The sequence below is a fragment of the Rhizobium sp. CB2179 genome (genome assembly GCF_057653455.1).
Genome location: NZ_CM172781.1, coordinates 903,010 through 925,774 on the forward strand (window position 1 = coordinate 903,010; position 22,765 = coordinate 925,774).

Here is a 22,765-nt window from a genome sequence, read left to right on the forward strand (position 1 = left end):
CGCATAAAGCGGAGCGAAGGAGTGGATCATGTTGATTTTGATTGCCGGGCCCTATCGGTCCGGAACCGGCGACGACCCGGAAAAGATGGCCGCCAACCTGAAGCGGCTGGAAGCGCCCTCGCACGCGCTGTTTCAGGCCGGCCATGTGCCGATGATCGGCGAATGGGTAGCCCTGCCGATCTGGCATGCCGCCGGCGGCCGGTCGGTCGGCGACGCGCTCTACGAAGAGATCTTCCACCCGGTCGCCGGCCGGCTGCTGCAGCTCTGCGAAGGCGTGCTGCGCCTGCCGGGCGATTCCAAGGGAGCGGACAACGACGTCCGCATCGCCCGGGAACGCGGCATCCCGGTCTGGCACCGCCTGGAAGACGTGCCGGGCTGCGGCTGAATGTGCGTGTTTTCTCTCCGGAGGGAGAAGGGGCATCTATCGTATCCGGCTGCGTTGGCTGACAAGGCGAGTTGAAGTGCAAGATCTGCCCCTCACCCTAACCCTCTCCCCGTAAAAACGGGGCGAGGGGACGTGGCAAACGCAGCGTCGAGGTCGGGGAAAGCCGGTGCGGCATGTCCCTTCTCCCCGTAAGCGGGGAGAAGGTGGCGGCAGCCGGATGAGGGGCGCGGCGCGGCACACCGATCATGCTCTCACACTCGCACGCACCCACCCTTGTCCCGATGGAGAAGCAAAACCCAATCCCACCAGTTCCAGCCCGCCCACCCCTGCGCTATAACCCTTGCCGAAAGGGAGTCGAGAACCATGCTGACATTGTACTACGCGCCCGGAACCTGCGCGCTCGCAAGCCTTATTGCCCTGGAAGAATCCGGCCTGGCCTTCGAGGTCAAGAAGATCAGCCTCCGCGATGGCGAACAGCGTTCGCCGGACTATTTGAAGATCAACCCGAAGGGCCGGGTGCCGGCACTGGTCACCGATTACGGCGTGCTGACGGAAACGCCGGCGATCTTGGCCTATATCGCCCAGAGCGCGCCGGCCGCCAAGCTGGCGCCGCTTGACGATCCTTTCGAATTTGCCAGGCTCCAGTCCTTCAACAGCTATATCTGCTCGACCGTGCATGTGAACCATGCCCATCGCCCGCGCGGCTCCCGCTGGGCCGACGAGCCGGCGGCAATCGAGGCGATGAAGGCCAAGGTGCCTGAGAATATGGCCGATTGTTTCACGCTGATCGAGCAGACGATGTTCGAAGGCCCATGGGTGATGGGTGAGACCTATTCGCTCGCCGATCCCTATCTCTTCGTCATGACCGACTGGCTGCCGTCGGACGGCGTCGATCCCGCCCGCTTCGAAAGGGCGAGCGATCACCACGCCCGCATGCTGCAGCGCCCCGCCGTCCAGCGGGCGCTGGCCTACGACCGGGCCTGATCCTTAAATCCGGCGGCAAGCTTCTTCGGCGCCCGGAACAGCCAGGCGCCGATCAGCCGCAACCGCAATTCCTCGTCGCCGATCACGGCGGCGCGCACCGGCAGATGCGGCCAGCCGACATAATGATCGGTTTGAAAATAGACGTCGGGCGCCATCTCCAGTAGGTGATCCTTGTCGTCGATCGAAATCGAGATCACGATCGTCTCGGCGTTCTTCACCGCGACAAAACTCTTGCCGCCGACCTTCAGCGCCGGATTGCCGTAGGAGGTGCTCTCCTCGACATCAGGCAGCCCGGCTTCCGCCGCCAGCCGCTTCAGGCGTTCGAAGATTGCATCGACATTGCCGGCCATGGTTCCGCCCTTTCTGCCAGGGCGAACCTACCATATCTTCAGGCGCATTTCGCCAGCGGCGGCTTGGCCTCTTTGGGAAAGCCGGCCGGCATCCCGAGCGGCAGATCGGCGATTTCGCGCATCGACATGCGCTCGACCTCAGGATGCCGCAACGGATCGTCCTTCCAGGCGGGGGCATCGCCAATTTGCGCGGTGCCCACAGGAAAGACTGGTCTCAAGAAAAACTTCAGCAACGACATGGCATGCCTCGCTTTCTCAGTGACGCGGAACAGATCGCGCAGTGGCTAACGCCCGCTGAACCATCGCATTTCCCGCAGACTGCATGTTCGAATGGATTGCCTATGCTTGCAATGTCGGCCCCAGCAGGCAGATTTTCAATTGAGAATAACGCTGAGCCGGTATAGGAAAACTATATGAAGAACCTGAATATGGTCCATCTCAACGGCCTGCGGGCGCTGGAAGCCGTCGGCCGTCTCGGCTCGCTGCAGGCCGCCGCCGACGAACTCGGCGTCTCGGTCGGCGCCGTTAGCCAGCAGGTCATCAAGGCCGAAGCCCAGCTCGGTCAGGTGATCTTCGAACGCACAGCCAGGGGAATGATCGCCACCGAAGCCGGCCGGCCGGTGCTGCTCGCGCTCGACGAGGGTTTTGCCCGTCTTTCGGCGGCGGTGTCGATCGCCAGCCGCAAAGACGATACGATCCTGACGATCTCGGTGGCGCCGGTTTTCGCCGCCCGCTGGCTCGTCCATCGGCTCGATCGCTTCGCCGAGCGTCACCCCGACATCAAGCTGCGGCTGGATGCGACCACCAATCTCGTCAATCCGGCGCTTTGCGATGTCGATATCGGCATCCGCGTCGGCAACGGCAAGTGGCCTGACGTGAAGGCCGAACTGTTGTTGGCACAGGAGGTCTTTCCGGTCTGTTCCCCGGAGATGGCGGCGAATTTGAAGGAACCCGCCGATATCCTCGCACTGCCCGCCATCGTCGATGGCCACGCCATGTTCACCTGGGAAGTCTGGATGCGCGAGGTCGGACTATCAGGTGCTACGCTTTCGACCCGTCACGTCTTCAACGACGCCTCGCTCTGCCTCGACGCGGCGATCGCCGGCCAGGGCGTCATGCTGGCCTGGCAGACCCTTGCCGCCTTTGCGCTTGCCGAAGGCCGGCTGGCCGCCCCTTTCGGCATTCGTGCGCAGACCGGATTCGGCCATTACTTCGTCACCGCCGAAGGCACGCGCGAGCCGAAGAAGGTGAAGGATTTCAAGGCCTGGATCCGGGAGGAAATGGCCGGCACGCTCAGGCTGTTCCAGTAATTTTCAAACCTCGATCGGCTCTTTACCGCGCGTTGCCTGCATGGCCCCATAGGCCGGGCGGGACTGGCAGCGTTCGATCCAGGCCTTCACGTTGGGATGCGCTTCGAAAAGCGTCTCTTCGCTTTGGGCGTAACGCAGCACCTCAGCGAGATTGAGATCGGCGACGGTGAAGCGGTCGCCGACGATCCATGGCCGGCCGGCAAGGTGGTTTTCGAGAACCGCCAGCGGCCTGCGCAGCGACCGGCAGGAGACGGCGATCGCCTGCTTGCCCTCGTCGCTATTTTCGAGCCCGTTATCATAGGTGAGCACGATCTTCACCGTAAGCGGCTCGACCTGCGAAGCCGCCCAGACCGTCCACATCGTCAGCAATCCGTCTTCTTCGACGGTTTGTGCGGAAAGCGGCCCGCCGTGTCTACGCGCGAGATAGAGGTTGATCGCCAGCGACTCGTGCATGACGAGGTCGCCATCCCGAATGCTGGGGATCTGCGCCATCGGGTTGACGGCAACAAATTCAGGCGAATGCGTATTGAGTGGCGCATCCGGAGAGAGCGGATCTGCTAGCCGCCTTGCCTGCAGCACCGGCACCGACTGGAATTCGAGCCCGAGCTCCTCCGCCATCCAGTAAACGCGGGAGGCGCGCGATCGATAAACCCCGTAGATTGTCAGCATGAACGTATCCCCCTCGATATGTGCAAAGACCGTAAATGCCGGATCAGGCTGCGAGAAGTCCCTGGCGCTGATGGGATGATGAAAGCTTTTGATACGCCAAGCAATTCCAGAAAGTGCAAGCGGTTTGCGTCGGCGATTGCGCAAGCAAAGTCAGGAGACGCGGTTTCTCTCGACGGTCAGCTGTGCATAGGGCGAGCCGCCGCCCGCCATCTCGCGGGAGACTTTCTTCTCCCATTGGAAGCCGAGCACCGCCCCTTCGGCGGTCTCCTGGAAGATGTTGTCGGTGATGACGGCGGTCCCGGCGCCGTCGGCGACCGAGACGGCGCATCCCACAGGCGCCTTGCGCACCACATTGCCTGTCACGACGACGTTGCGCAGATACGGACCCCAGCCGATCTGCAGGCCCCAGCGCGGCGCGCCCTCGATCACATTGCCTGAAATCAGCGTGTCGGCCTCGGCCGCAATGCCGATGCCGAAGCCGACCTCGTGCTGGTATGGACCGCGCAGCGTCAGGTTGCGCACCACATTGCCGGTGACGCTCGCCAGCCGGCCGCCCTCGTCGAAATTGGCGATCGAGATGCCGTTTGCCGCCCCGTCGATCATGTTGGCGGAGACGACAGCGCCCTCGAAAGCGAATTCGACATAGATCGCCGTCTCGCCGGACCGCCGGCACTGGTTGCTGCTGATCTGGATGTCCGAGGCCGAATTGGCGCGGACCGCCGTAAAGGCGCAGTCGGAGATCTGGTTATTCACCACCAACACGCCGTCGGCGCGGAAGATGTTGATGCCGTTGCCGTTTTGCCCGGTGCCGCCGTCATTGGCGCGGATGTTGAAGATGCGGTTGCCGGAGACGATAGTGCCGTCCTCCGCCTTTTTCCAGCGATGCACCAGGATGCCGCCATTGCCGCAATCCGAGACCGTGTTGCCGGTGACCGACAGGGCGCTGGAATCCACTGCGTAAAGCCCGGATTGGGCAGCCCCCGAGATCCGGCTGCGCTCGATCCGCCCGCCGCAGCGCTCCAGTTGCAGCCCGTGTTTGCGGCTGCCGCCGATCTCGCAATTGTCGATCAGCACCTCGTCGACGCCGGTGAATTGCAAAAGCCCGCCGGCATAGTCGCCAAGCCAGCGGTTGCCGCCGTCGATGACGAGATTGGAAAGCTCGATGCGCCGCACGTTCTCGGCCGAAAAGAGATGGCCTTCGCCGGTATAGACGATCCGCGAGGCGCCGGGCACGCCAGTGATACGCGTATTGTCCGGCAAAGTGAGGTTGGAGACCCGGTAGGTGCCGGGCGGCAGGAACACCGGCACGTTCTCGCGCGCCGCCTGTTTGATCATCTGCTCAAGGTTGCCGGTCGTGCGGTCGCCGCTTTCGGGAATGGCGCGATATTCCACTGCGTCGATCGCCCCGCGCAGATCGGGCTGAGTGGCTGCCGTCAGCGGCGAGGCAAGCGCGCGCGATGCCCCTCCCGCCACGGCTGACGCAGCGAGGAATAAAAGCATGTCGCGGCGTGAAGGCATCCGGGGATCACTCGTCATAGCGTGCCCGTAGCAGGAAATGTGCCAACCCCGCATGTATTCTTTTGGCACAGGCTTGGCAAAGGCGGGCGAAATTGCCGTTGTGGCGAGCCCGGCGGCAGGATATCGCCGCTTATATTGTCGTCTTGTTCACCCTTTCATTTAAGCAAGCCGAAGGAAATGAGGACTACTTTTAAGGGAATTTCTATTATGGCGGGTGTGGAATACGGCCTTCGGCCGCAGGGGGAATGGCGTCATGCGCGAATTGGGTGCCAGGCGATGGCAATCAACCGATGCCCAGACGGCCGAAACGCGACGCATCATCGCCGCGACGGAGGCAATGATGGCATCGACCGCCCACCACTTCTCCGAAGGTATCGAGAACCTGCGCCTCAAGGAAATCGTCCACGAACTTCCCGACTTTCTCTATGTCAAGGATCGTGACAGCCGCTTCGTCTTCGCCAATACAGTCACCGCCAGCAGCCTTGGCCTGGAGAGTGCTGCGCTGATGACCGGCAAGCGCGACTTCGACCTGTTCGATTTCGAGACGGCGCGCCACCATTTCGATATCGAGCAGCAGATCATGGCGACGGGCGAAGCCCGCATCGACATGGAGGAATCCTACGTTCTTCCCGGCAGCAGAAGACCGATATGCCGGCTGACCTCGAAGATACCGCTGCGCAATGATCGTGGCGAAATCGTCGGTCTGATCGGTGTTTCCCGTGATATCACCGAACGCAAGCGCCAGGAGGATCTGCATCGCGGCCAGGCGAGCCTGCTCGAAATGATCGCCCGCAACGAGCCGTTGCCGATGATCCTCGAGGCGCTCGTGCTGATGATCGAGGCGCAGCTCGATGGGATTGACGGATCGGTGCTGCTGCTCGACAGCGAGGGCACCAGGCTCTATCACGGCGCGTCTCCCAATCTGCCCGGCGGCTACAGCCGGCTCATCGACGGCGTTACGATCGGTCCCAAGGTCGGCTCCTGCGGCACCGCCGCCTGGCGCGGTCAGACCGTGATCGTCGACGACGTGATGAGTGATCCGCTCTGGGAGGATTTTCGCGCCCTGATCGCCCCGTTCGGCTTCCGCTCCTGCTGGTCGACGCCGATCGCCACATCACAGAACAATGTGCTCGGCACCTTCGCGCTCTATTCCAGGGAAATCCGCCGTCCCACCGACCACGAGATGACGCTGGTGGCGCTCGCCACCCATATCGCCGGCATCGCCATCGAGCGCAAGCGTGTCGACGACCGCATTCATTTCATGGCCCATCATGACGATCTGACGGGCCTGCCGAACCGCGCCTTCCTCAAGGAACGGCTGGCGAGCATCCTCGACCAGGCCCGGCGCAACAACCGCAAGGTGACCGTCGCCTATATCGATCTCGACAATTTCAAGGACATCAATGACGGCCGCGGCCACGCTGCCGGCGACGAGGTGCTGAAGGAGATCGCCACCCGCATGGCCAATAGCGTCAGGGCGTCTGATATGGTGGTGCGTCTCGGCGGCGACGAATTCCTCGTGGTGCTCGTACACCAGTCGAGCCATGATGCCGGCATCACGCGCCGCCTTCGCGAGCTGCAGAAGGCAATCAACCGGCCGATCCGCGGCGCGGACGGCGAAATCACCGTCACCTCGAGCATCGGCGTTGCGGCCTTCCCCTTCGATGGCGCGACCTCGGAAGAGCTTCTCGCCAATGCCGACCGCGCCATGTACCGCGCCAAGGAACTCGGCCGCAACACATTGCAACATCACGAAGGCGGCAGCACGCCGGTCGGAATGCCGCTCGGCGAGCACGAAGAATTGCATCAGGCGATCACCGGCGACCAGCTGTTCCTCCAATACCAGCCGCAGGTTGATGTCGCCACCGGCCGCATCACCGGCCTCGAGGCGCTGGTGCGCTGGAACCATCCGGCAAAGGGCAGGGTGCCGCCGGTCAATTTCATTCCGCTCGCCGAAGAGACCGGCCTGATCGTTCCCCTCGGTCTCTGGGTGTTGAACGAGGCCTGCCGCCAGGCGCGTCTTTGGCAAGACATGGGCCTGGCGCCGCTGACGATTGCCGTCAATGTCTCGGCCAAGCAGTTCGCCGATCCTGACTTCGCAACCCACGTCGCCGAGGCGCTCGAGCGCCACCGCCTGCAGTCCCGCTGGCTGGAGCTGGAAGTCACCGAAAGCGTGGTGATGCAAAATGCCGAACGCGCGCTTGCCATGATGGAAACGCTGCGGGGGCTGGGCGTCCGCCTGTCGATCGACGATTTCGGCTCCGGCTATTCCAGCCTGGCGGCGCTGAAGACCTTCCCCTTCGACCGCCTGAAGATGGACCGTTCGCTGGTCGAGGCCCTGCCGGGCGACAAAACCGCCGTCGCCATCGCCTCGGCGGTCATTTCGCTGGCGCAGACGCTGAAGCTCTCGGTTCTCGCCGAAGGCGTCGAAACCGACGCCCAGATGGATTTCCTGCGCCAGGCCCACTGCGAGGAGGCGCAAGGCTTCCGCTTCTCCAAGCCGGTCTCCCCGGAGGAGATCCCGCCATTGCTGCGGGCGCGCAGTCTCTGACACTTATTTCATAAGCTTGCCGATCGCCTCGATCTCGTTCGTCCATATGCCCGCCGCATAGTCCTCAGGCAGCCGCGCCAGTTGCGCGGGGTCGTCGATGCCGGTGGAAAAATCATTGCCGCGATAGGGGCCGAGCACGAAAACCTCGGTCCCGGCATCCTGCATTCGGTTGAGAAAACGATCCGGCCAGCCCCAGAGCCACGGCGCGATATTGATCGGCACCAGCATCATCGCATGTCTGCATTCGTCCGGCAGCAGGCCGGTCCAGCCGTAGCTGATATAGCCGAACAGGCAGCTCTTCAGGCTCTTGCGCGAGGCAGTCTTGATATCAGGTGCCAGCCTGCGCAGCACGTCGATCGGCTCGTCGCCGCCATAGACGATGATCTCGGCCCGTCGCTCAGTGGAAAGCCCGTTGAGCACGGCGGCGAGCTTTTCACCCTCGGAAGGATCGCGGCTCTTGATGTTGATGAGGAAGCGCCGATCCGGAAAGGTCGACAGCACCTCGGCAAGCGTCGGCATCATGCCGATGCCCCGGCCGCGAAAGGGAAAGGTCTTGCCGCCATCGGCGGTATAGCCATAGCCGATATCGAGCTTCCTCATGTCAGCCATCGAATGCTCGCGCGTGACGCCGTGCCCATCGCTGCGGCAGTCGAGCGTCCAGTCGTGAAAAACTGCAAACTGCCCGTCCGTCGTCGGATGTATGTCGATCTCGACGATATCGGCGCCCGCCGCAAAGCCTGCCTGCATCGACGGAATGGTGTTTTCCAGATAATCGTGATTCGGCGGCAGCATGCGGCTCGCCGTACAGGTGTCGTTCTTGAGATCGGTTTCGTCGAACCGTTGGGCGATGCCGCGATGGGCGAGCAGCACCGGCTTTCCCGGCCGATGTTCGGCGAGCAGGCTGGTATTGTTGAGGTAGACGCCCGCTGCGGCGATCGCGATTGCCGCCGCACAAAAGAAAAACTTCCTGCCCAATGCCGATCCCCCTGGTTGCATCGCAAGGGCTAGAAAACGATTCTGGTTGTTCTTGGGCTGTTTTCCGGCTTTTCTATGCTGCGGCAACAATGAGTCTGATCACTATGGAAGTTGACGACGACGAACTCATCCATTTCGAAGCGCATGGCGCCGCGCCGTTGCCGCCGGCGGCAGTCGACGGTCATGTCGCGCATGACGGCGCCCGTATCTGGTATGCGAGCTATGGCGCCGGCCCGCCCGTCATTCTGCTGCATGGCGGCCTCGGCCACAGCGGCAACTGGGGCTATCAGGTCCCGGCACTGTTACGCCGTGGCCGCCGCGTCGTGCTTGTCGACAGCCGCGGCCATGGAAGAAGCACCCGAGATTCCCGTCCCTATAGCTATGAGTTGATGGCTGCCGATGTGCTTGCCGTCATGGACGAACTGCATCTCGACAAGGCGGCCATTATCGGCTGGAGCGACGGCGCCTGCATCGCTTTGATCCTCGCCATGACGGCGCCGTCGCGGGTCGAGGGCGTCTTCTTCTTCGCCTGCAACATGGATCCGAGCGGCACGCGGGAATTCGTCCCGACCCCGGTCATCGACCGATGCTTCGGCCGGCACGCCAAGGACTATGGCGCATTGTCCACCACGCCGGATGATTTCAACCCATTCGTCGAGGCGGTCAGCCTGATGATGCGAACGGAGCCGAATTATCAGGCTTCCGACTTGGGCCTGATCCGCGTGCCTGTCGCAATCGTGCTTGGCGAGCACGACGAATTCATCAAGCCCGACCATGCCGAATATCTTGCCCGCAGCATTCCGAACGCTGAGATGATCTATCTGACAGGCGTCAGCCATTTCGCGCCGCTGCAGCGACCGGGTGAGTTTAATGTCGCTGTGGTCAACTTCCTGGATGACATCGGCACACGAAAAAATGAAGACTTGCGGCGTTGAGCCGCGGCAGGGCAATTTCCTAAGAATTCGGTAACTTTTTCGGAACGGCAAACGTAGGGTCCTGTGGGAAGGATTCGTTTTGTCGTTCGCTCACGGAAACCTTCGAGCCGCCGCCCGCTCATGTGATTTCCTATGCATGGGTAGGTTGCGCGGCCGATGGCGTGTGCTCGATCCGCGGCTCCCCCGCATGTCTTGAGAAGGCCCAGGGAGCAGGGCTGATCAGTATCGATATTGAAGAGCGAGTTTCGATCGCGCAAAAATCGCTGAGCGACGCTATGAGTTTTCAGGCCTCGGGCGATTTCGAAAGCGCCGAGAAAGCCTATGTCCGAGTCCTCCACAAGGACTATCGCACGATAGATATCCTACCGCTGCTGGCGAGTGTCGTCGCAAAGAGAGGTGATGCAGAAACCGCTCTCTACTACTGGAACAAGCTGCTCGGTCTCAATCCCGGCCATCTCGTCGCCCTGATGGAAAAAGGTGCGCTGCTGCGTCAGCTCGGCCGGTCGGCGGAAGCGGTCGGCTGCTATGAGATGGCACGTGGCCTGTCACCCGAAAATCCTCTCGTGCGGAACAACCTCGCTGTCGCATTGGCCGATTCCGGCCGGCAGCCGGAGGCGCTGGCCGAATTCCGTCATGTTCTGCGGTTGCAGCCGGACAATATCAATGCCTGGCATCAGATAAGACGGATCTCCTCGTTGATCGTGCCCTTCTGGCACATCGCCATGATGAACGACACTCGACGCAACGATGCTTTTGAAGCGGCAATCCGCCTTGCCATAGAGCTGCGCGGAGCGGATGCGCAGATCCTCGATATCGGCGCGGGCAGCGGTCTGCTGTCGATGATGGCGGCGCGCGCTGGCGCCACCAATATCGCGACCTGTGAGAGTGTGCCGGCCATAGCGCAGACGGCGGAGAGGATCATCGCCGCCAATGGTTATCGCGAACAGATCGACATCTTCGAAAAGTCCTCGACCGAACTTTCTGTCGGCAGAGAGATGAAAGCCCGCGCGGACATCCTGATTTCCGAGATTCTTTCGAGCGATCTCCTTGCCGAAGGCGTGCTGAAAACCTTCGAGGACGCCCACGCCCGCCTGGTCCGCGAGGACGCGATCGTCATTCCACGCGCCGCCTCCGCCATCGGCTGCCTGGTTGCCAGCGAAACGCTCTCCAACTATGCCCATGTCGGCGAGGTCTCCGGCTTCGACATGTCGCAGTTCAATGCGCTCGCCCCTTTGCGCCTACCCGTTCACGGCACGATGACCGAGTGGACCAGGCTTTCGGACGATTTCGAGATCGCTGCCGTGGATCTCACCGCCCGCAAACATTCTGCAGCGCTGCGTAAGATATCGGTGCCGGTGCAGGCAAACGGCTCCGCCGTCGGGGTCGTCCAGTGGATGAAGGTCGATCTGATCGAGGGTGTGGTTTTCGATAACCACCCCGACGGCTATCATGATGGAGGTTGGCTCCAGGTTCTTCACACTTTCCCACAGCCGGTCGACGTCCATGCAGGTACCTCACTGGACATGCTGGTTGGCCACGACGGAACGAGCCTGCTGATGACGCCTATCGCCTGAGCAACGGCCTTCTGTCGCAGACACGGAAGGTCAGCATGGCCGTCTTGAGGAAAGGCGGCCATGCTCGTTACTGTCCGAGTGTTTTCGACCAACGTCACGACGAAGACGAGCTTGCGCAGTGGTCGATTCCAGTGCATTCGCCAGTCCCTTCGTCCCGCCCTCTGGCCTCGCGCCCATTTCCCGCTATCTCTCGTTTCATGAGACCTGATGCGCTGCTTTATCCCGCCCCGGAGGGGCTCTATTGCCCGGAAGGCGGCTTTTATGTCGATCCGGTGCGGCCCGTCGAGCAGGCGCTCGTCACTCATGGCCATTCGGATCATGCCCGCCCGGGCCATGTGAACGTGCTTGCCACCCGCCAGACGCTCGACATCATGCGCTTGCGTTACGGCGACGGTTTCTGCGCCAGCGAACAGGCGGCAGCCTTCGGCGAGGAGCTGCTGGTCAACGGCGTCAAGGTGAGCTTTCATCCGGCCGGCCATGTGCTCGGCTCCGCCCAGATCGCCATCGAGAAGAACGGCACCCGCATCGTCGTTTCCGGCGACTACAAACGCCGCCCCGACCCGACCTGCGCCGCCTATGTGCCGGTTCCCTGCGATGTCTTCATCACCGAGGCGACCTTCGGCCTGCCGGTCTTCCATCATCCCGATCCGATGGAGGAGATCGGCAAGCTCTTGGCATCGCTGCGGCAATTTCCCGAGCGCACCCATCTGGTCGGCGCCTATGCGCTCGGCAAGGCTCAGCGCGTCATCCGGCTGCTGCGCGATGCCGGCTATGCCGAACCGATCTATATCCATGGCGCCATGGAAAAACTCTGCGACTATTACATCGAGCAGGGCATCGATCTCGGCGAGCTGCTGCCGGCGACGATCGAAAGCCGCGACAAGTCCGCCTTCAAGGGGGCGGTCGTCATCGGCCCGTCATCGGCCTTCGCCGACCGCTGGGCCAGGCGCTTCAACGAGCCGCTGCCGGCCTTCGCCTCCGGCTGGATGATGGTGCGCCAGCGCGCCAAACAGCACGGCGTCGAACTGCCGCTCGTCATCTCCGATCATTGCGACTGGCCGGAACTGACCGAAACGATCCGGGAACTGCACCCGGCCGAGGTCTGGGTGACGCATGGCCGCGAGGAAGCCCTGGTGCGCTGGTGCCAATTGCAGGGCATCAAGGCGAAGCCGCTGCATCTGGTCGGTTATGAGGATGAGGGGGATTGAGCGTGGAGCTTGTCGCTGAAAACCCCGCCCCAACCCCTCCCCACAAGGGGGAGGGGCTTTCGTGCCGCGCCCGCCGCATTTCTCACACCCTCATTCCTGTGCTTGTCACAGGAATCCAGCCACCGCGCGTCGGCGCGGTGAAAGACTCATGCGACGTAAAAGGATCTCCCGCGTCCAAGGACTTGGACGCGCTGGATTCCTGTGACAAGCACGGGAATGAGGGAGTACCCGTTGGGCCTCTTCACGCCAGTGGGAGGCGCCCATGAAAGCCTTCGCCGACCTCCTCGACCGCCTGGTGCTGACCCCCAGCCGCAACGGCAAGCTGAAGCTGCTGACCGACTATTTCCGCGACACGCCGGATCCGGACCGCGGCTACGGCCTTGCCGCCATCGCCGGCACGCTGGAGGTGCGCAACGTCAAGCCCGCCATGCTGCGCGAGCTGGTGCTGGAGCGCATGGACGAGGTGCTGTTTCGCTATTCCTACGACTATGTCGGCGATCTTGCCGAAACCATCTCGCTCGTCTGGGACAATGAGAGGGATATCGACCGCTCGGCCCTTGCTCAGCCGCGTCTCGGCGAGGTCGTCACCGGCATGAATGCACTCGGCCGCACTGAAGTGCGCAGCTACGTTCGCGATCTTCTCGACCGGCTGGATTCGTCCGGCCGTTTCGCTTTCATCAAGCTTGCCACCGGCGCCATGCGCATCGGCGTTTCCGCCCGCCTTGCCAAGCAGGCGCTGGCCGATCTCGGCGATAAGGACGTCACCGAGATCGAAACCCTCTGGCATGGCCTGCAGCCGCCCTATGAGACGCTGTTCGAATGGCTGGCGGATGGCGGCGAAAAACCGGTGCTGGCCACACCGGCGATCTTTCACTCCGTCATGCTCGCCAATGCGGTGGAGGAGGGGGATCTGACCAGTCTCGATCCGGTGAACTACGCCGCCGAATGGAAGTGGGACGGTATCCGCGTCCAGCTCTCCCGCTCCGGCGACAGGCGCAAGATCTATTCCCGCTCCGGCGACGACATATCAGGCGCCTTTCCCGATATTCTCGACGCGATCAATTTTTCCGGCGTCGTCGACGGCGAGCTGCTGGTCGGCGGCACCGCGCGCTCCAACAGCCCGACCCGCACCTTCTCCGACCTGCAGCAGCGCCTGAACCGCAAGACGGTGACGGCAAAGATGCTTGGCGATTACCCCGCTTTCATCCGCACCTATGACCTGCTCTTCGATGGCGACGACGATGTCCGCGGCCGCACCTATGTCGATCGCCGCGATCGGCTGACCGAGATCATCGACCGCGCCCCTCATGACCGTTTCGATCTCTCGCCGCTCGTGCCGTTCTCGTCGTGGGAAGAGCTCGATACTCTGCGCGCCGCGCCGCCCGATCCGGTCATCGAAGGCGTGATGATCAAGCGCCGCGACAGTATCTACCAGGCCGGCCGCATGAAGGGTCCCTGGTTCAAGTGGAAGCGCAACCCCTACAACGTCGATGCGGTGCTGATGTATGCCCAGCGCGGCCACGGCAAGCGCTCCAGCTACTATTCCGATTTCACCTTCGGCGTCTGGGCCGATGACGAGGACGGCGAACAGCTGGTGCCCGTCGGCAAGGCCTATTTCGGCTTCACCGATGCCGAGCTCGAGGTGCTCGACAAATTCGTGCGCAACAATACCACCGAGCGTTTCGGCCCGGTGCGCGCCGTGCGCGCCGACAAGGATTTCGGCTTCGTCGTCGAAGTGGCCTTCGAAGGCATCAACCGCTCGACCCGGCACAAATCGGGGGTCGCCATGCGCTTCCCCCGCATCGCCCGCCTTCGCCCCGACAAGCCCTCCTACGAGGCCGACCGGCTGCGCACGCTGATCGCCATGATCGAGGCCAAGCCGGGGTGAGGTTGCATGCCCTGCGCAAAATGACGCAGGGCAATATTTTCAACATCATGTGTATTGGCGGCAACGATCTTCCGGTGCAGATTCTGCGTGCCGGGAAAATGATGGGTGCGTTATGAGCTCGCTTGAACAAAATTCTTTTTTCCGTCAACGCCGTGCCGTTCTGGCGGGTCTTGCCGGTGCACTTGTCCTGCCGCGCATGGCGGCCGCGTTCGATGTGCCGGACGAGCCGCGCCTTGCCAAGCGCGACTATGCCAAGGTCCGCCACCATTTCCGCACCAAGCTGTTGCAGAAGGGCCCGGCGCCCGACAAATACGAACTGCTGAATGCGCCTGCCGATGCCGACAAGATCTTCTACCGCTCCGGTTACGGCGAACTGGAGCTGGCGGCCTGGGTCTCGAAATACAAGCGCGAGCGCGCTGCCAAGCCTGCCGTGCTCTTCCTGCACGGCGGCAATGCCATGGGCGTCGGCCACTGGCAGCTGATGAAACCCTATATGGATGCCGGTTATGTCGTGATGATGCCGTCGTTGCGCGGCGAAAACGGCCAGATGGGCAATTTCTCCGGTTTTTACGACGAGGTCGACGACGTGCTCGCCGCCACCGAGCGCCTGGCGCATCTGCCAGGTGTCGATCCCGAGCGCCTCTTCATCGCCGGCCACAGCATCGGCGGCACGCTGACCATGCTGACGGCGATGACCACTCACAAATTCCGCGCCGCCGCACCGATTTCAGGCAACCCCGATGCCTTCCGCTTCTTCAACCGCTATCCGCAGGATATTCGCTTCGACGACAGCAATAAGCATGAATTCGAGGTGCGTTCGGCCCTGTGTTACGCTCATAGCTTCAAATGTCCGATCCGCGTCGTCCACGGCACGGAGGAGCCGCATTTCAACGACCGCGCCGATCTGCTGGCCCGCCGCGCCCGCGCCGCCGGCGTCCATATCGAGACCGAAACCATCGCCGGCAATCACACCTCGGCGCTGCCGGCCGAGATCGAACAGAGCATCCGCTTCTTCCACGGGGTGGCGGCCTGAATTCCAGCCGCTTCAAATTGAGGGCTATTGGCCCTATATTGTGGGAATGACGACGAACGCAGAGAGCATGCCAGAAAGCATGATTGTGCCGAACGACTTCCCCGAGCTGAAATCGCTCGCCTGGAATCGCGATCCCGCGCGCGCCATGCCTGCCAACGAGGCCTTCGCGCTTTATGAACGCAACTGGCGTTTCGTCGATACCGGCAGGCTGACCGAGCGGGAGGCGCAACTGATCCGCGAGCTGGCCGCCACCCATGGCAACGGCGTCCTGCTCGTTTCCTGATTTTCCGTTTCTTTATCCTTCGCGTTTAGGCTTGGGCGGAAATCGAGTGGCCACCATGGAATTCAGACGTCCGGAACATCGCACCATCGCCGCGGCTCTTCAGTTGATGGAGGCTGATTTTCTTCTGGCCAACAAGTGTTGGTTTGCCGGCGGAACCGCGATAGTCATGCATCTCGACGAATACCGACTGTCGCTCGATGTCGATTTTCTCTGTGCGGATGGCGAGGGATATCGCGTCTTGCGCATGGCGGCGGTCGAAAGCGGAGTAGGGGCGTTTTTCGCAAAGCCGGTAGCCGCGCTCCGGGATATCAGGACAGATCAGTATGGAATACGCACGGCTCTTACCCTTGAAGGGCAGCCGATTCGCTTTGAAATCGTGCGTGAGGCCCGGATTGCTCTTGAAGGCACCCTCGATCCACAGCTGAACATTCCCATGCTGTCGCTGCCGGATATGTTCGCTGAAAAACTGCTCGCCAATGCTGACCGCTGCCAGGACAGGGCCGTCGCCTACCGTGATGCTATCGATCTCGGCATGCTTCTCACCCGCTACGTGGAAATTCCCGCTGTCGCTGTTCTCAAGGCGACGGAAGCTTATGGGCAAGACATTGAGCGCAAGATCGGCTGGGTCCTCGCCAGACTTGAGGACGAGACTGAATTGAGACATGCCGCAAGCGTTCTGCAGATGGACGGTGACGTTGCCGCACAGGCGATCGCTGCGCTTCGCGGCGAAGCCCGGCGGCTCTGGTCGTCTTAGCCCGCAGCTTTCCCACCCCAACGCCAGCCTCGCGCCAGCCGCAGATGCCATCGTCCCGGCAGATATCGCTGTCTTGCCGATCGTTGATAAGGGTGGTTCCATGAATTTTCTGCGCCGGGTCTTCCCACTTGCCGGGCTCGTGATTGCAGTTGCGTCGCTGAGCGGCTGCAACATCCTCATTCCCGATGTCGCCGCCGATTCGCCCGCCCGCTTCGTCCAGGAAACCTCGCCGGTCTTCTATCAGCCGCCCGGCGTCGATCCGCGCCGGGTGCGGCCGATCCCCGATCAGCCGGTGCCGCAGACGCGCGAACTCTACAAGACCCAGTTCCACCAGACCTATGGCCTGCCGGTTACCAATCCCGTGCACATGGCAATGTACGGTCAGCAGCGTGACGAGGATTTCACCCTGCCGGCGATCCCGGTCAGCCGCGTGCAGCCGCAGTTCTTGCGCCAGGAGGTCGATTATCAGACGGCTGAGCGTCCCGGCACCGTGGTCATCGATACCAAGGCGCATTTCCTTTATTTCGTCGAGGGCAACGGCAAGGCGATGCGCTACGGCGTCGGCCTCGGTCGCGACGGTTACGCCTGGTCGGGGCGCGGCGTCATCCAGTGGAAGCAGAAGTGGCCGCGCTGGACGCCGTCGGTCGAAATGGTCTCGCGCCAGCCTGAAGTTCGCCCGTTCGGGGCGGAGAATGGCGGCATGAATCCGGGGCTGATGAACCCGCTCGGCGCCCGCGCCATGTATATCTTCAAGGACGGGCAGGATACACTCTATCGCATCCACGGCACACCTGACTGGCAGTCGGTCGGCAAGGCAACCTCGTCGGGCTGCGTGCGCATGCTGAACCAGGACGTTATCGATCTTTACGACCGCGTTTCGGCCAAGGCCGAGATCGTTGTGATGTAGCGCTGCAACAGCGCTACCCATATCGTCCGCTCCGGGCTGGACACGTCTGCGTGAAGCTATGGTTTATTTGGCGCAAGCCGATAGATCTTTTGATGTTGTTATCGGCATTGGACGAATCACCGGTTTATCCGGACGTCTCGTCCGGCTTCCCGCATCAGAGGAAATCAGTCCCGCGTCATGAGCTTCGATAGACATCTTTCCCGCCGCAGCTTTCTTTCCTTTTCGGCGTTGACCGCAGCCTCCGCGCTCGCCGGCTGCGCCTCCTCAGCCAACACCGTGACATCAGGCGATACGACGATCACCTACCGTTCGCCCATGCGCCTGTTCCAGTCCCCGGGTGCGTCGAGCGTGCCGAGTGGGGCTGAGCTTGCCGTCATGTATGGTCCCATCGAAGACGGCGGCTTTCTCATTCCAGCCGTTCCCTACGAACAGATCGATCCGCGCTATTATCGCCAGCGCGTCGTCGATCCCACCGGTCAGCCTCCCGGCACCATCGTCGTCGATACGCCGTCGCGCTTCCTCTATCTCGTCCAGGGTGACGGCATGGCGATGCGCTACGGCGTCGGCATCGGCCGCGAGGGTTTCGCCTGGCAGGGTTCGGGCGTCATCCAGTGGCGTCAGAGATGGCCGCGCTGGAAGCCGCCGAACGAGATGGTTGCCCGCCAGCCCGAACTCGTCAAATACTCGATCGAGAACGGCGGCATGGAGCCGGGTCTGAAGAACCCGCTCGGCGCCCGCGCGCTTTATATCTTCTCGAATGGAGAGGACACGCTCTACCGCCTGCACGGCAATCCCGACTGGCGCTCGATCGGCAAGGCCGTCTCGTCGGGCTGCGTGCGGCTGATGAACCAGGATATCATCGATCTCTACGACCGCGTGCCGACAAAGGCGCCCATCGTCGTCTGGCAGTAATCGTCACCGAGGCGGCCGCAATCCGGCCGCCTCGGCTTGATCCTTTTCCCGGGCAAGCAGATGCTTTGCCCCAGGCAAGCGAGTGCTTTGCCCCGGGGAAAAAGGGTGCTTTCCGCGGGGGCAAGAGCTTCATTTTGCGCCCGCGAGAGAATTATTTTCCGAAATAGCATTGCTTAATTCGGTAAATATCCTACATGGTGCGTATCGAATTGCTTGCGACCTTTGTCCACGCGCTTGAGCGCTCCGTCAGATATCCTCTCAACATCGATACGGCTTGTCGGGGATTATTCCGCAGGCGAACACAAACGGTTGAAAAGGAGATCGTTATGAATTCAGGCGTCGTCAAGTGGTTCAATGGCACCAAGGGTTTTGGCTTCATTCAGCCCGATGATGGTTCTACGGACGTTTTTGTCCATATCTCAGCGGTTGAACGCGCCGGAATGCGCGAACTCGTTGAAGGTCAGAAGATCCGCTACGATCTCGTCCGCGACAAGAAGTCCGGCAAGAATTCGGCTGACAACCTTCAGGCCGCATGATTTGTCATTCGCCTCTGCTGGCCATGAATATGGCAGCAGGCTGGCCATGTGCTGGCAGCAAGCTGACCACGGATGTACTGGCAGCGAGCTACCGATACCGGCGGCGGGCTGAGTGACTGGAAGAGGTCGGGTACCAGCCCGGCCTTTTTGCTTTGATCGCAGGCTTTTCCGGAATGCCCGGTCGTTCCTGAATGACCCCCGGTCGTTCTGATTGACCGAGTGAGCAGCCGAAGAGTCGAAGGGACGCTGAAATGGGCAGACCAAACTATAAAGTCGGCGACATGATCGTGCTGAAATCGGGCCTCACCCGCACGGCGAAAGCCGATAAGCGGTGCCGGATCTCCAGCATCCTGCCCAACGACCATGGGCATGTGCAATATCGCGTCCAGTTCGACGCAGAGAATTTCGAGCGCCGCATCACTGAGGCGGACATCGATACCGGTGAATCTCCGTCGAGGGCTTCCCCCGAGGCGGCAGCCAAGTCCGACGGCGCCGAGCCCTGGCTGAAGTTTTCGAGCATCAAAATCGGGAAATAGTCCCGCGTTTTTAATTTGGACAGTGCGGCGGCCGCCGCGACAGGAAGGATATCGTTTTGCAGGTACTCGTCAGAGATAACAATGTCGATCAGGCGCTCCGCGTGCTCAAGAAGAAGATGCAGCGGGAAGGCCTGTTCCGGGAAATGAAGGCGCGCAGCGCCTTTGAGAAGCCGTCCGAGAAGCGCGCCCGCGAAAAGGCCGAGGCCATTCGCCGCCAGCGCAAGCTCGCCCGCAAGAAGTTGCAGCGCGAAGGTCTGCTGCCGGCGCCGAAGAAGGTTCTCCGCCCCACCCGCTAATCCCGGCTGTGGCATCACGGCCAACAGTGGCATCACGGGCTCACCGCGGAATCACGGCCAACCGTGAATCATGGTTTCTGCCGTGGAGCCATGGCTTACAGCGCCGCGCGTCTTTTCCAGACGCGCAAAGGAGGCTGTGACACTTGAATTTCAGTATAATTCCTTGAACCGATTTCGATTTGAGGAACTATGCAGCAACGCCGCCATCACCTGGGAAAGGGGCACATGACCGCCACCAAGGGAGAATTCTTCAATCCTGCCAAGCTTTCGTCTCGCGACAAGGCCGAAGCGACCGACCACACGGCGCGCGCGATTATCGCCGCCGAGGCATCGGCCCGTGACAAGAAGACGGAGAAGCTGAAGGCGCTGCGTTTGCAGCAGGAGGCCGAGGCCGAACCTAAGGCGGCGCCTGCCAAGAAGCGCCGGTCGCCGGCTAAGCCGCGGCCCTGATCTCTCGGCGCGCCCGCCCGCTCTACCGGGTGTGCCGGCTCTATCGGATGAATGCGTTCAGCCGCCCGTGCCGGCCCGCCCGAGATTGCCCCGCAGCCGATGCAGCATGTCGCGCATCTCGGCCATTTCCTCAAGCGTGCAGCCTGCGGCTTGCCCGATCGCCGTCATGATCGTATCGATCTCCCCCTTCATTGCCTGACCTTGCGGGGTCAGCGACACGATCACCTGCCGTTCGTCGCGCAGGTCGCGGATGCGCTTGAGCAGCCCGCTCTGTTCCAGCCGTTTCAACAGCGGCGATAGCGTGCCGGAATCGAGATCCAGTTGCTCGCCGATCGTCTTCACCGGCAATTCGCCGCGTTCCCACAGCACCAGCATCACCAGATATTGCGGATAGGTCAGGCCGACCTTGTCGAGGATCGGCTTGTAGGCGCGGGTGAAAGCATGCGCTGTCGCGTAGACCGCGAAGCACAACTGCTTTTCCAGCCGCTTCTCCTCTTGCGGTATCTCCATCGTCTTCGTCGTTTGCGCTTTCATATCCATCATCCCTGAGGCGCTGATTGTCCTCTTTTCGAATCCGAAATGCAATTTGCAAAATTCACTTGCGTACAATTTAATTGTGCGATAATAAAAATCCAACCCGATCGAAGGGCCAATCAAAGGAGATCGTCATGCCTATTCTCTATACGACCAAAGCCTCTGCCACCGGCGGCCGCGCAGGCCGCGCCGTTTCCGAAAACGGCGTTCTGGACGTGACGCTGACAGTTCCCAAGGAACTCGGTGGTGACGGCGCGACCGGCACCAATCCCGAACAGCTTTTCGCTGCCGGCTACTCCGCCTGCTTCCTCGGTGCATTGAAATTTGTCGCGGGCCAGCAGAAGGTCAAGATTCCCGAGGACACGACGGTCTCCGCCAAGGTCGGCATCGGCCCGCGTGAAGATGGCGGCGGCTTCGGCATCGAAGTGGCGCTGACGGTCAACATTCCGGGTCTCGACCGCGAAACCGCTGAAAAGCTCGCAGCCGCAGCCCACATCGTCTGCCCCTACAGCCACGCCATGCGCACCTCGACCGAGGTCCCGGTCACCGTCGCCTGATCGGAGCAATTCCCAGCAAAAGTGTGGGAGCAGCTTCCATCTTCGGCCGGACGCCGTCGCGCTTCAACTCCTGAGACGAACGCAGTAGAGCCCGGCCCAGGAGATCGGTGAGGCCAGCCCCTCATCCGGCTGCCGCCACCTTCTCCCCGTAAACGGGGCGAAGGGGATATGCCGCGACCTCTCCGTTCCTCGCCAACCTCTCGCGGGGCACGTCCCCTCTCCCCGTTTTTACGGGGAGAGGGCTAGGGTGAGGGGCAGCCATCGGCTTGCTCTATTCGGCCGCTAGCCGTCCGCTGTGACGAGGTCGGCGTTCAGCCCGGCGGCCCGGGCGTTTCTGCCATCATTCATGACAGCGCCTGCAGGTCCTGCCGCAGCCTTGCGGCGCCGCCATCCGGCAGCTTTCCGTCGATCATCGCATGCGTGCTTTCCCAGATCGGCAGCGCTCTCGCCAACACCGCCTTGCCTTCGACGGTGAGGCTCAGCAGCCGGCCGCGCCTGTCCCTCGGGTTCTCCATCACCTTCACCCAGCCCTTGCGCTGCAGCGGCTTCAGCGCCGCCGTCAGCGTCGTCTGGTCCATGGCGAGCAGGGCGGCGACCGGCCCCATTGGCGGTGGTTCCGGCCGGTTCAGCGACATCATCAGCGAAAACTGCCCATTGGTCAGCCCGGCCGGCCTCAGCGCATCGTCGAACAGCCGGGCAAGCGCGCGTGCCGCCCGCTGCACATGCAGGCAGAGGCAGGTGTCGCGCACCAACAGCGTCGTGGAAAAGGGAATCTCGATCGAATTTGACATGCCCCATTTCTATTGATATCAATGTATTTAGTCAAGGAGAAGGAGATGAGCCGGCTTCACCGGCAAGCGCCGGAGGAGGGCGCATTTCATGCAGAATGAAGTTGTGTCCCGCGAAGAGTGGCTCGAAGCCCGCCGTGCCCTGCTGGCCAAGGAGAAGGAGGCGACGCGGCTACGCGACAGCGTCAACGCCGCCCGTCTGGCGCTGCCCTGGGTGAAGGTCGACAAGGATTATGTCTTCGAAACGCCGGAGGGCAGGAGGTCGCTCGCCGATCTCTTCGACGGCCGCAGCCAGTTGCTGATCTACCATTTCATGCTCGGCCCGGATTGGGACGCCGGCTGCACCGGCTGCTCCTTCCTGTCCGATCATGTCGATGGCGCCCTGCCGCATCTGAACCATCACGACGTCACCTGGGTCGCCGTTTCACGCGCGCCGCTCGACAAGATCGCCGCCTATAAACAGCGCATGGGCTGGCAATTTCCCTGGGTCTCTTCCTTCGGCAGCGACTTCAATTTCGATTATCACGTATCTTTTAGCCCGGAGGATCTTGCCAAGGACGAGGTCTTTTACAATTTCACGCCTATGCAGCCGGCTGACGCCAATGACGAACTGCCGGGCCTCAGCGCTTTCTACCACAACGACAGGGGCGAGATCTTCCATACCTATTCGAGTTATGCCCGCGGGCCGGAAGAACTGATCGGCACCCTGATGATCCTCGATCGCGCGCCGAAAGGCCGCAACGAGGACGGCACGATGAATTTCGTGCGCCGCCACGACGAATATGATGAGGCCCCGAAGGCGCCATCCTGCTGTCACTGAAATAGGCCACCA

Annotated in this window: 26 protein-coding genes; 19 read left to right on the plus strand and 7 right to left on the minus strand. The window is 61.9% G+C overall.

The features are described 5' to 3' along the window. Positions 1–28 precede the first annotated feature (28 nt). Entirely contained in the window at positions 29–385 is a 357-nt protein-coding gene (locus tag AC244Q_RS04540; protein ID WP_012756560.1) for a hypothetical protein, read from the plus strand. Positions 386–748: 363 nt separating this feature from the next. Then, positions 749–1,369 carry a glutathione S-transferase family protein gene (locus tag AC244Q_RS04545; protein ID WP_113546466.1) on the plus strand — a complete coding sequence of 207 codons (621 nt, stop codon included), beginning with the start codon at positions 749–751 and terminating at the stop codon, positions 1,367–1,369. On the opposite strand, the gene AC244Q_RS04550 is transcribed toward AC244Q_RS04545, so the two are convergent. Further along, positions 1,354–1,719, minus strand: a complete 366-nt coding sequence (locus AC244Q_RS04550) for an MmcQ/YjbR family DNA-binding protein (RefSeq protein ID WP_113546465.1) — start codon at positions 1,717–1,719, stop codon at positions 1,354–1,356. The genes AC244Q_RS04545 and AC244Q_RS04550 overlap by 16 nt on opposite strands. Before the next feature lie 38 nt (positions 1,720–1,757). Beyond that, entirely contained in the window at positions 1,758–1,958 is a 201-nt protein-coding gene (locus AC244Q_RS04555) for a hypothetical protein (RefSeq protein WP_113546464.1), read from the minus strand. Between the two features lie 174 nt (positions 1,959–2,132). Between AC244Q_RS04555 and AC244Q_RS04560 the strand changes: the two genes are divergently transcribed. Continuing rightward, positions 2,133–3,029, plus strand: a complete 897-nt coding sequence (locus AC244Q_RS04560; RefSeq protein WP_113546463.1) for a LysR substrate-binding domain-containing protein — start codon at positions 2,133–2,135, stop codon at positions 3,027–3,029. A 3-nt stretch (positions 3,030–3,032) separates the two neighbouring features. Here the strand turns inward: AC244Q_RS04560 and AC244Q_RS04565 are convergent, their stop codons facing one another. Both AC244Q_RS04565 and AC244Q_RS04570 read right to left on the minus strand, forming a co-directional pair. Next, entirely contained in the window at positions 3,033–3,698 is a 666-nt protein-coding gene (locus AC244Q_RS04565; protein WP_113546468.1) for a glutathione S-transferase family protein, read from the minus strand. Positions 3,699–3,848: 150 nt separating this feature from the next. Next, on the minus strand, positions 3,849–5,216 hold the full coding sequence (locus AC244Q_RS04570; protein ID WP_128407444.1) for a TIGR03808 family TAT-translocated repetitive protein: 1,368 nt from the start codon (positions 5,214–5,216) through the stop codon (positions 3,849–3,851). Positions 5,217–5,469: 253 nt separating this feature from the next. Between AC244Q_RS04570 and AC244Q_RS04575 the strand changes: the two genes are divergently transcribed. Further along, the gene (locus AC244Q_RS04575; protein ID WP_128407445.1) at positions 5,470–7,767 is read left to right on the plus strand and encodes a sensor domain-containing protein; all 2,298 of its coding nucleotides are present in this window, start codon (positions 5,470–5,472) and stop codon (positions 7,765–7,767) included. Positions 7,768–7,770: 3 nt separating this feature from the next. Here AC244Q_RS04575 and AC244Q_RS04580 read toward each other — a convergent pair whose 3' ends face one another. Next, a complete protein-coding gene (locus tag AC244Q_RS04580; protein WP_128407446.1) occupies positions 7,771–8,742 on the minus strand; it encodes a glycerophosphodiester phosphodiesterase family protein in 972 nt (323 codons plus the stop codon). A gap of 104 nt (positions 8,743–8,846) precedes the next feature. Between AC244Q_RS04580 and AC244Q_RS04585 the strand changes: the two genes are divergently transcribed. The 13 genes from AC244Q_RS04585 to AC244Q_RS04645 all read left to right on the plus strand — a co-directional run bounded on the left by AC244Q_RS04585 (position 8,847) and on the right by AC244Q_RS04645 (position 20,054). Further along, on the plus strand, positions 8,847–9,677 hold the full coding sequence (locus AC244Q_RS04585) for an alpha/beta fold hydrolase (RefSeq protein WP_017993360.1): 831 nt from the start codon (positions 8,847–8,849) through the stop codon (positions 9,675–9,677). Between the two features lie 275 nt (positions 9,678–9,952). After that, positions 9,953–11,251 carry a tetratricopeptide repeat protein gene (locus tag AC244Q_RS04590; RefSeq protein ID WP_245460611.1) on the plus strand — a complete coding sequence of 433 codons (1,299 nt, stop codon included), beginning with the start codon at positions 9,953–9,955 and terminating at the stop codon, positions 11,249–11,251. A 197-nt stretch (positions 11,252–11,448) separates the two neighbouring features. Further along, the gene (locus AC244Q_RS04595; protein WP_012756571.1) at positions 11,449–12,459 is read left to right on the plus strand and encodes a ligase-associated DNA damage response exonuclease; all 1,011 of its coding nucleotides are present in this window, start codon (positions 11,449–11,451) and stop codon (positions 12,457–12,459) included. A gap of 262 nt (positions 12,460–12,721) precedes the next feature. Continuing rightward, positions 12,722–14,347 carry a cisplatin damage response ATP-dependent DNA ligase gene (locus tag AC244Q_RS04600; protein ID WP_128407447.1) on the plus strand — a complete coding sequence of 542 codons (1,626 nt, stop codon included), beginning with the start codon at positions 12,722–12,724 and terminating at the stop codon, positions 14,345–14,347. Positions 14,348–14,459: 112 nt separating this feature from the next. Beyond that, positions 14,460–15,380: an alpha/beta hydrolase family protein gene (locus AC244Q_RS04605; RefSeq protein WP_128407448.1), complete on the plus strand. Its 921-nt coding sequence runs from the start codon at positions 14,460–14,462 to the stop codon at positions 15,378–15,380. A gap of 46 nt (positions 15,381–15,426) precedes the next feature. Beyond that, positions 15,427–15,663: a hypothetical protein gene (locus tag AC244Q_RS04610; RefSeq protein WP_128407449.1), complete on the plus strand. Its 237-nt coding sequence runs from the start codon at positions 15,427–15,429 to the stop codon at positions 15,661–15,663. Positions 15,664–15,718: 55 nt separating this feature from the next. After that, positions 15,719–16,417: a nucleotidyl transferase AbiEii/AbiGii toxin family protein gene (locus tag AC244Q_RS04615; RefSeq protein ID WP_012756576.1), complete on the plus strand. Its 699-nt coding sequence runs from the start codon at positions 15,719–15,721 to the stop codon at positions 16,415–16,417. 100 nt (positions 16,418–16,517) lie between these two features. Further along, on the plus strand, positions 16,518–17,324 hold the full coding sequence (locus tag AC244Q_RS04620; protein ID WP_003557646.1) for a L,D-transpeptidase: 807 nt from the start codon (positions 16,518–16,520) through the stop codon (positions 17,322–17,324). A 177-nt stretch (positions 17,325–17,501) separates the two neighbouring features. Further along, on the plus strand, positions 17,502–18,236 hold the full coding sequence (locus AC244Q_RS04625; protein WP_003557650.1) for a L,D-transpeptidase: 735 nt from the start codon (positions 17,502–17,504) through the stop codon (positions 18,234–18,236). A gap of 326 nt (positions 18,237–18,562) precedes the next feature. Next, positions 18,563–18,772 carry a cold-shock protein gene (locus AC244Q_RS04630; RefSeq protein WP_003546468.1) on the plus strand — a complete coding sequence of 70 codons (210 nt, stop codon included), beginning with the start codon at positions 18,563–18,565 and terminating at the stop codon, positions 18,770–18,772. 251 nt (positions 18,773–19,023) lie between these two features. Next, a complete protein-coding gene (locus tag AC244Q_RS04635) occupies positions 19,024–19,308 on the plus strand; it encodes a hypothetical protein (protein ID WP_012756578.1) in 285 nt (94 codons plus the stop codon). Positions 19,309–19,364: 56 nt separating this feature from the next. Then, positions 19,365–19,604 (plus strand): 30S ribosomal protein S21, encoded by a 240-nt coding sequence (gene rpsU / locus AC244Q_RS04640; RefSeq protein ID WP_003546477.1) that lies wholly within the window; start codon positions 19,365–19,367, stop codon positions 19,602–19,604. 225 nt (positions 19,605–19,829) lie between these two features. Beyond that, on the plus strand, positions 19,830–20,054 hold the full coding sequence (locus tag AC244Q_RS04645; protein WP_003546479.1) for a hypothetical protein: 225 nt from the start codon (positions 19,830–19,832) through the stop codon (positions 20,052–20,054). Between the two features lie 57 nt (positions 20,055–20,111). On the opposite strand, the gene AC244Q_RS04650 is transcribed toward AC244Q_RS04645, so the two are convergent. Further along, entirely contained in the window at positions 20,112–20,597 is a 486-nt protein-coding gene (locus tag AC244Q_RS04650; RefSeq protein ID WP_017993366.1) for a MarR family winged helix-turn-helix transcriptional regulator, read from the minus strand. A 125-nt stretch (positions 20,598–20,722) separates the two neighbouring features. Between AC244Q_RS04650 and AC244Q_RS04655 the strand changes: the two genes are divergently transcribed. After that, complete coding sequence (locus tag AC244Q_RS04655) at positions 20,723–21,145, plus strand: organic hydroperoxide resistance protein (RefSeq protein WP_003546481.1); 423 nt, start codon at positions 20,723–20,725, stop codon at positions 21,143–21,145. 344 nt (positions 21,146–21,489) lie between these two features. Here AC244Q_RS04655 and AC244Q_RS04660 read toward each other — a convergent pair whose 3' ends face one another. Next, positions 21,490–21,936 (minus strand): MarR family winged helix-turn-helix transcriptional regulator, encoded by a 447-nt coding sequence (locus AC244Q_RS04660; RefSeq protein ID WP_012756580.1) that lies wholly within the window; start codon positions 21,934–21,936, stop codon positions 21,490–21,492. Positions 21,937–22,024: 88 nt separating this feature from the next. On the opposite strand from AC244Q_RS04660, the gene AC244Q_RS04665 reads away from it, so the two are divergent. Next, complete coding sequence (locus tag AC244Q_RS04665) at positions 22,025–22,753, plus strand: DUF899 domain-containing protein (protein ID WP_113548522.1); 729 nt, start codon at positions 22,025–22,027, stop codon at positions 22,751–22,753. Positions 22,754–22,765 lie beyond the last annotated feature (12 nt).

Excerpts from the sequence above, each read along its gene's own strand:
- AC244Q_RS04650 (WP_017993366.1), bottom strand. The coding sequence starts at position 20,597 with ATGATGGATATGAAAGCGCAAACGACGAAGACGATGGAGATACCGCAA.
- AC244Q_RS04660 (WP_012756580.1), bottom strand. The coding sequence starts at position 21,936 with ATGTCAAATTCGATCGAGATTCCCTTTTCCACGACGCTGTTGGTGCGC.
- AC244Q_RS04620 (WP_003557646.1), top strand. The coding sequence starts at position 16,518 with ATGAATTTTCTGCGCCGGGTCTTCCCACTTGCCGGGCTCGTGATTGCA.
- AC244Q_RS04645 (WP_003546479.1), top strand. The coding sequence starts at position 19,830 with ATGACCGCCACCAAGGGAGAATTCTTCAATCCTGCCAAGCTTTCGTCT.
- AC244Q_RS04665 (WP_113548522.1), top strand. The coding sequence starts at position 22,025 with ATGCAGAATGAAGTTGTGTCCCGCGAAGAGTGGCTCGAAGCCCGCCGT.
- AC244Q_RS04550 (WP_113546465.1), bottom strand. The coding sequence starts at position 1,719 with ATGGCCGGCAATGTCGATGCAATCTTCGAACGCCTGAAGCGGCTGGCG.
- AC244Q_RS04615 (WP_012756576.1), top strand. The coding sequence starts at position 15,719 with ATGGAATTCAGACGTCCGGAACATCGCACCATCGCCGCGGCTCTTCAG.
- AC244Q_RS04630 (WP_003546468.1), top strand. The coding sequence starts at position 18,563 with ATGAATTCAGGCGTCGTCAAGTGGTTCAATGGCACCAAGGGTTTTGGC.
- AC244Q_RS04605 (WP_128407448.1), top strand. The coding sequence starts at position 14,460 with ATGAGCTCGCTTGAACAAAATTCTTTTTTCCGTCAACGCCGTGCCGTT.
- AC244Q_RS04635 (WP_012756578.1), top strand. The coding sequence starts at position 19,024 with ATGGGCAGACCAAACTATAAAGTCGGCGACATGATCGTGCTGAAATCG.
- AC244Q_RS04565 (WP_113546468.1), bottom strand. The coding sequence starts at position 3,698 with ATGCTGACAATCTACGGGGTTTATCGATCGCGCGCCTCCCGCGTTTAC.
- AC244Q_RS04570 (WP_128407444.1), bottom strand. The coding sequence starts at position 5,216 with ATGCCTTCACGCCGCGACATGCTTTTATTCCTCGCTGCGTCAGCCGTG.
- AC244Q_RS04555 (WP_113546464.1), bottom strand. The coding sequence starts at position 1,958 with ATGTCGTTGCTGAAGTTTTTCTTGAGACCAGTCTTTCCTGTGGGCACC.
- AC244Q_RS04625 (WP_003557650.1), top strand. The coding sequence starts at position 17,502 with ATGAGCTTCGATAGACATCTTTCCCGCCGCAGCTTTCTTTCCTTTTCG.
- AC244Q_RS04600 (WP_128407447.1), top strand. The coding sequence starts at position 12,722 with ATGAAAGCCTTCGCCGACCTCCTCGACCGCCTGGTGCTGACCCCCAGC.
- AC244Q_RS04540 (WP_012756560.1), top strand. The coding sequence starts at position 29 with ATGTTGATTTTGATTGCCGGGCCCTATCGGTCCGGAACCGGCGACGAC.
- AC244Q_RS04560 (WP_113546463.1), top strand. The coding sequence starts at position 2,133 with ATGAAGAACCTGAATATGGTCCATCTCAACGGCCTGCGGGCGCTGGAA.
- AC244Q_RS04590 (WP_245460611.1), top strand. The coding sequence starts at position 9,953 with ATGAGTTTTCAGGCCTCGGGCGATTTCGAAAGCGCCGAGAAAGCCTAT.
- AC244Q_RS04585 (WP_017993360.1), top strand. The coding sequence starts at position 8,847 with ATGGAAGTTGACGACGACGAACTCATCCATTTCGAAGCGCATGGCGCC.
- AC244Q_RS04655 (WP_003546481.1), top strand. The coding sequence starts at position 20,723 with ATGCCTATTCTCTATACGACCAAAGCCTCTGCCACCGGCGGCCGCGCA.
- AC244Q_RS04545 (WP_113546466.1), top strand. The coding sequence starts at position 749 with ATGCTGACATTGTACTACGCGCCCGGAACCTGCGCGCTCGCAAGCCTT.
- AC244Q_RS04610 (WP_128407449.1), top strand. The coding sequence starts at position 15,427 with ATGACGACGAACGCAGAGAGCATGCCAGAAAGCATGATTGTGCCGAAC.
- AC244Q_RS04595 (WP_012756571.1), top strand. The coding sequence starts at position 11,449 with ATGAGACCTGATGCGCTGCTTTATCCCGCCCCGGAGGGGCTCTATTGC.
- AC244Q_RS04575 (WP_128407445.1), top strand. The coding sequence starts at position 5,470 with ATGCGCGAATTGGGTGCCAGGCGATGGCAATCAACCGATGCCCAGACG.